Origin of the sequence: Vibrio sp. V08_P9A1T1 (assembly GCF_963874405.1) — a bacterium.
Classification (GTDB): Bacteria; Pseudomonadota; Gammaproteobacteria; order Enterobacterales; family Vibrionaceae; genus Vibrio; species Vibrio anguillarum.
The window spans coordinates 1-5,625 of the sequence record NZ_CAWNIB010000114.1; the positions used below are offsets into that span (position 1 = coordinate 1).

The following is a 5,625-nucleotide window of genomic DNA, read 5'->3' on the forward strand; positions in this document are numbered from 1 at the left end:
TTATTGTCTATTTATTTCGATCTAAAAAATTAATAATTCACGCTAAAACCTTGTCCTAAGACAATTCTTAGGCAGTGATATTGAACTCATTAGGTGGTAGAATTCGCGCCGAAAAGAAAAAAAATTACAGAATTGACTGTTATTCTTTTGCAACTTAACCGATTTAAACTCAATAAGTGGCAAAATAACGCTATAAAATCGACAATGCTTGGTCATAAAATGACTAAACTGTTGAAAGACTTTCAGCTCTAATGTCACAAAATCACATCAATATTGTTGGGTAATAGATAAGAAAAATTGCCGCTTGTGATGACGCTAGAACACTCAACCAACTTCAAATTGTAATCATATTTACCGGAGAGAACCTTCCATGAAAAAGACCAAAATCGTATGTACGATTGGCCCTAAAACTGAATCTGTAGAGAAGCTTACTGAGCTAGTGAATGCTGGCATGAACGTTATGCGTTTGAACTTCTCTCACGGTGACTTCGTAGAACACGGCACTCGTATTGCGAACTTCCGTAAAGTAATGGAAAACACTGGTAAACAGCTTGCGATCCTTTTAGACACTAAAGGTCCTGAAATCCGTACCATCAAACTAGAAAATGGTGATGACGTTGATCTCGTGGCTGGCCAGGATTTCACTTTCACTACTGATGCAACCGTTGTTGGTAACAAAGATAAAGTTGCCGTGACTTACTTAGGTTTTGCTAAAGACCTTACTGTAGGTAACAAAATTTTGGTTGATGACGGCCTGATTGAAATGGAAGTGATTGCAACCACAGAAACTGAAGTGAAATGTAAAGTGCTGAACAACGGCGCGCTAGGTGAAAACAAAGGTGTTAACCTTCCTAACGTTTCAGTAAACCTTCCAGCTCTTTCTGAAAAAGATAAAGCAGACCTTAAATTTGGTTGTGAGCAAGGCGTTGATTTTGTTGCGGCTTCTTTCATTCGTAAAGCTGACGACGTACGTGAAATCCGCGAACTGCTAACAGCAAACGGTGGCGCAGATATCCAAATCATCTCTAAAATTGAAAACCAAGAAGGCGTTGATAACTTCGACGAAATTCTTGAGCTTTCTGACGGTATTATGGTTGCTCGTGGCGACCTAGGTGTTGAGATCCCTGCTGAAGAAGTTATCTTTGCACAGAAGATGATGATCGAAAAATGTAACCGCGCACGTAAAGTGGTTATCACAGCAACTCAAATGCTTGATTCAATGATCAAGAACCCACGTCCAACTCGCGCAGAAGCTGGCGACGTAGCCAACGCGGTAATGGATGGTACAGATGCAGTGATGCTTTCTGGCGAAACAGCAAAAGGTAAATACCCTGTTGAAGCGGTCACTATCATGGCGCAAATCTGTGCTCGTACAGACCGCGTTCTACAAGCTGAGTTGGGTTCTCGTTTAGACAGCCCACGCCTACGCATTACTGAAGCCGTATGTAAAGGTGCGGTAGATACTGCTGAGAAATTGGCGGCTCCACTTATCGTGGTCGCAACTGAAGCGGGTAAATCAGCTCGTTCAGTGCGTAAGTACTTCCCAACGGCGAACATCATTGCCGTAACCACTAACAAGAAAACGGCCGCTCAACTTGTTCTGACTAAAGGTGTAACACCGGTTGTTGTTGATACTATCGACAGCACTGATGCGTTCTACATCAATGGTAAAGAGATTGCACTGGCTTCTGGCCTAGGCAAGAAGGGTGACATCGTAGTAATGGTTTCTGGTGCTCTTGTTGCTTCAGGTACAACCAACACAGCTTCTGTTCACGTTCTATAATAGAAACGTAAGCTAGAAACAGAAAAATCGGGGCTTGCCCCGATTTTTTTATTTTCGCTATTTACGCTTTACTTGCCAAACCCATCACTCTTTACGGTATGCCTTAAGCAAGATCATCACTGCTTTTACACAGTGAAATTCGATTTCGTCCTAAGGTTTTCGCCTCATATAAAGCAATGTCAGCACATTTATACGAGCGTTTACCATCTGCGGTTAAGTCAGTAAAGCCAGCGCTGATAGTCACGGTGAGGCTTTGCTCTACCGCTACTCGTAATCGGTCTAGAACAATCTCGGCTTCTTCTACAGAAGTGTGCGGCATAATAATCGCAAACTCTTCACCGCCAATACGTGCCAGAAAATCGGTGGCACGCAATGTTTGGCTCAAAATCTCACCAACTTTAATAATGACGCGATCACCTTCATCATGTCCTTGTTCATCATTCACTCGTTTAAAGTAATCAATATCAATTAAGACGAGGCAAACATGATGGCTTTCGGGATAACGTTGAATGATGTGCGTATGATGCTGCAATTCTGCTTCAAATTTACGCCGATTCCATAGCTGAGTTAACGCGTCTTTTTCGCTCAATTCTCGTAATCGGTTTTCAAGCTCTTTGTGCTGAGTAATATCGACTAAAGACGTAATATAATAACTGACTTTAGTCGCCTCTTTAATCGCTTGAATTCTCATGATGGCGGTTAGTGTCTCACCTTGCGTATTGACCATTTCTACTTCACCTTCCCAGAAATGTTGCTGCGATACCTCCTCAAGTACCTCGAGCATAAACTCCATACCATTTGGACTGAGCAGTAATTTTAATGCGTTACTGCCTTTTATCTCGTCAATAGTCAGACCGGTAATCTTTTCAAATTCGCCATTAACCATCATCACTTTGTGCTTTCTGTCTGAGATCATCACTGCAGACATACCATTCAAGGCTGCTCTTGCCAGTTTGCTCTCAATACTTCGATGATGGTAATGCAATGCCATGGAAACCATGGGAAGCGCAAAAATGAGTATAACGAAGAAGACGAAAAAAGCCTCTTTGATTAAATCGTTGACATCACGCTTCGCTCGATGATCTAATTGCTCATCGGTGAGTTGAATCATCAAAAAAACAGGTTTCAATGAAGCAAATTTAAGGGTTTTATAAACCGTAACCTTGCCATTTTCGAATACATAGCCAGAAGGAGTTGTCTGCATCTGCTGCCAAGTTTTCGGTAGCAGAAGTGCAAGATTCTCGTATTGATTGGACGGTAATAAGTCTCCAAATAATTTGGTTTTATCGCTAGAAGACAAGTAGAAACCGGAGTCGCCGATAAGCTCAGGAGTTAACTGTGGATCACGCGCATGAGTTAAGCGCGAAGATTGTGACCAAATATCAACATTGAGGACTAAATAACCTTTTCGCTCCCCTAATACGGTAACTGGCGTGATTACGCATAGCATAGGCTGTATAGCCGCTCTACTCGGAGCATCTGCCAATGTAATGCCCCATACACCCACATCTCCCTCTGAGAGATTTTCTGCAAAAGCAATGTAGTCATGATGTGAGCTGTCTTGCTGTGTTTTTACACTAGAAGCTAAATGATTAGTCGCAGAATAATGAATCCGAAGTTGTTCATGCCCAGACACGTCTAAAAGCGCAATTGAGCTATACCATGTCTGTTTTTCAGCAACAGAAGACCAGCTTTTTTCAAGACTCTGTTGGTTAGCCTCTGAAGGAGAGAAAATAAATTCATACAAACTTTGACTGCGACTAAGTAAATCAACAATGGAGCCTACTTGGGCTTTCAAACCCCGGTATTGATGTTCACTTTCATTGAGTTGATCAAACGCCTCCGCTACCGTATTTTGCGTTGCGTTGTCTTTCACTTCTTGGTAGCGCTGATAGTAATACCCAGTCACTATTGCGCTGAATAAGAAACAAATGATGAGAAGGATGCTGATTATTTTTGTGTATCTCATGACTTGTCTAAATATTAACCCTAAATAGTGATGAGCGGATTATAGCATCTTAAAAAATAGACAAAACAAAAAGCTACCGATTAATAATACAATCAATTTATGGAAGTAAAAGCTCGTTTTTATCCATTTTAAATTAACCAATCAGTAGCTTAGGTAAGGGCTTAGTTGTTTAATTGATAGACTACGTCCACCCTATCGCGAATAATAAGCGTCGAGTCTTGGTAGCTATTGGATTCAGATTTTGCATCCATTGCCATAGCACGCATCATAATCGGCTGCACGCTGGGCGAGTTGTAGTCTATCTGCCACACATCACCTAATTTCAACTTAAATCCTTCTGCCAATGATTGTGCTTTGGTATTCGCATCTTGAATCGCCGCTAGCCGAGCTTGTTGCTGGTATTGCTCTTGATTCCGAACTTTAAGTTGAATATTGTCGACTTGGTTAATACCCTCACCGAGCGCTACATCAAGGTATTGATTAAGCTGGCTTAAATCTTCAACCTCAACCGTGACACTTCTTGTTGCTTGATAACCCACTAACTCAGGCTTACCGGACTTAGGGTAGTGATATTGAGGGGCAAGGTAGAGATTTGAACTCGATATTTGTTGGGAAGTCACACCGGATTCTTTCAAACGCGCCACAAATGCTTCTACCACTTTGTCGACCGCTCTTTTTGCCTGCTCCGCCGTCAGCGTCGATTCAACCACTTTAACTGAAAACTCAGCCATATCAGGTGCCGCAACGACTTCACCATAACCTGTCGTTGAAAGATGAGGAAAATTCATTTCCTGCGCCATAGAACCAAAACTGAGCAATCCAGATAATAGCGTTACACTTGTCATTAATTTCATGGGAGTTACCTTACTCAAATGGGTGAATACATCATAGGCGATACTCTATATAAGCACAGTTAATAGCTTATGAAATGACACAACTCTGACGTTGAGCTTCCTTTATTGCGGCAACACTTGGCGAGCATATTGAATGATGGCCTGAGAAATTTCCTGCAATATACCTGTCTCTAATTGCCAATGGTGCCAATAAATACGGTTGGTTAAGATAAAACCTGGCGTGATATCAATCAAAGTGCCTATTTCAAGCTCTTGTGCGATCTGTAAGCGAGGGATCAGACAATACGCCGCACCAGATAGGGCTAATTTAACAAAAGCTTCTGAACTACCCACGGTATGGTTTATGACGGCATCTCTTGGCACATTGAAGTGATCATGCAAATATTTTTTATGCAGATCATCATACTGATCATACGATACCGCTGGTGCTTTTTTTAAGGTATGAAAGTTCACACCTTGAGAGAAATAACGCTGATAAAAATCCGGGCTGGCAACACACACATAGTCCATTCGGCCTAAGTAATCAGCATTACAACCCGGGATAGCTTGCGATTCTAAGCTTATTGCGCCAGCCACTTCACCATTTTTAATTTTTTCAATCGTACGCGACTCACCGAAAACCGTCAGGTTCAACTCAACTTGCCGCGTTTTCATCGTATTAGATAACGCAGGAAGTAACCAAGTGGCCAAACTGTCTGCATTAGTGGCGATGGCTATTGAGACGGGCCGCGAATGTTCTTCATTCATCAATTCAGGCACTAGTTCATTTTCAAGCAGACACACCCGACGATACAGCCCTAGCAATTTTTTCCCCACCAGCGTGGGCCTTGGTGGCTGCTCTCGAATCAGGACCGGTTGAGCAATGAATTTCTCTAACTGTTTGATCCGCTGAGAAATGGCGGATTGAGAGATATAAAGATTTTCGGCCGCTCGTTCAAAGCTCCCCTGTTGCAACACCGCATCTAATGCCTCAATCCATTTGTAATCTAGCCCTCTCATTTCAAGCTCCTTTTTTATAA

General features: G+C 42.1%; 4 protein-coding genes. 1 reads left to right on the top strand and 3 read right to left on the bottom strand.

The window, feature by feature from the left end; translation table 11 throughout:
* The first annotated feature begins 370 nt into the window (after nt 1–370).
* Nucleotides 371–1,783, top strand: a complete 1,413-nt coding sequence (gene pykF / locus AACT21_RS05920; protein ID WP_026027602.1) for a pyruvate kinase PykF — start codon at nt 371–373, stop codon at nt 1,781–1,783.
* A gap of 103 nt (nt 1,784–1,886) precedes the next feature.
* On the opposite strand, the gene AACT21_RS05925 is transcribed toward pykF, so the two are convergent.
* The 3 genes from AACT21_RS05925 to AACT21_RS05935 all read right to left on the bottom strand — a co-directional run bounded on the left by AACT21_RS05925 (nt 1,887) and on the right by AACT21_RS05935 (nt 5,605).
* A complete protein-coding gene (locus AACT21_RS05925; RefSeq protein ID WP_094164268.1) occupies nt 1,887–3,752 on the bottom strand; it encodes a sensor domain-containing diguanylate cyclase in 1,866 nt (621 codons plus the stop codon).
* Between the two features lie 161 nt (nt 3,753–3,913).
* The gene (locus tag AACT21_RS05930; protein WP_176430219.1) at nt 3,914–4,606 is read right to left on the bottom strand and encodes an oxidative stress defense protein; all 693 of its coding nucleotides are present in this window, start codon (nt 4,604–4,606) and stop codon (nt 3,914–3,916) included.
* Nucleotides 4,607–4,708: 102 nt separating this feature from the next.
* Nucleotides 4,709–5,605, bottom strand: a complete 897-nt coding sequence (locus tag AACT21_RS05935) for a LysR family transcriptional regulator ArgP (RefSeq protein ID WP_094164270.1) — start codon at nt 5,603–5,605, stop codon at nt 4,709–4,711.
* Nucleotides 5,606–5,625 lie beyond the last annotated feature (20 nt).